A 1,025-nucleotide genomic window follows, 5' to 3' on the forward strand; every position below is an offset into this window, starting at 1 on the left:
ATTTCACGATACTTATTTATAGTATTTATATTTTCCATACCCTGGGATAAACTCTTCATTTCAGTTTCAATTTTCTTTATTTTATCTAACAAGTCTTGTCTATCATCGGCAGATTTTTTGATTAGATCATCTAGTTGAGTGATTGAATTAATTCCTTGTTCTCTAAGTTTAATTATTGAATCAGCCATTGTTTTGATATTGTGTTTTCTTACCCAAACTTCATAGCCTTTAGAGGATTGTGCTTTTTCATTAGTAGATATATCAATAACATTTCCTACTCGCTTTTTAATAGGGTTGGCTTTATTTTTAATAGCTAAATCTATTCTTTCTTTGATTTTTTCTTCAGTATAATCTTCTCCGATAGTCTTAGCTCTTGTAAATCTTTGCTTATCTTTATGACGAAAAGCAATGTGTTTATCAAATTTAATTTCATAATCAAGAGATTTCATATTTTCTAAAAATTCTTCCCACGATTTAGATTTATTAATCATTCTATCTATATCAAATTGCAGTTTAGACTTCCAGGAATTTCCTTTCTTGTTTTGGTCATATTCGTACCAAGATTTACCAGCAGTTTTATATTTTCTTTTGTAAGCTTCATAGTATTTATCAATGACTGAAAGCTTATTTTCTTTACATAATTCGTCACTTTGATACCTGATTTTGTGGTAAGATTTTTTGTTAGATTGGTAGCATTTACCAGTCTTGTAATTAACATTATTAAAAATAATATGGTTATGGATATGCCCTCTATCTATATGAGTTGCAAGAACAAATTCATAATCTTCTTTTAAAATTTTCTTGCATAATTCCATTCCAATTTCGTGAGCTTTTATAGGATCAACCTCTCCTGGTAGAAAAGATTGAATTAAATGTCTAGCCAAAACTGTACCTTTAGTATCATTGTCTTCTCGAGTTTTCAAAAATTGAATATGGGCAGTAGATGGATGACATTTGAATGAAGATACCAAGATTTTTTCATCAGTTTTTTCACTCTTAGTTATATAATCTATTGCCAAATTTAG

The 1,025-nt window shown here is 28.5% G+C and carries 1 protein-coding gene; it reads right to left on the bottom strand.

Annotated features, from left to right (window positions below; all coding sequences use genetic code 11):
- Positions 1 to 1,025 (bottom strand): relaxase/mobilization nuclease domain-containing protein (locus tag HMPREF2782_RS03115; RefSeq protein ID WP_070640796.1); only part of this gene is annotated, 1,025 nt, incomplete at both ends.

The organism is Anaerococcus sp. HMSC068A02 (assembly GCF_001811125.1).
Classification (GTDB): Bacteria; Bacillota; Clostridia; order Tissierellales; family Peptoniphilaceae; genus Anaerococcus; species Anaerococcus vaginalis_C.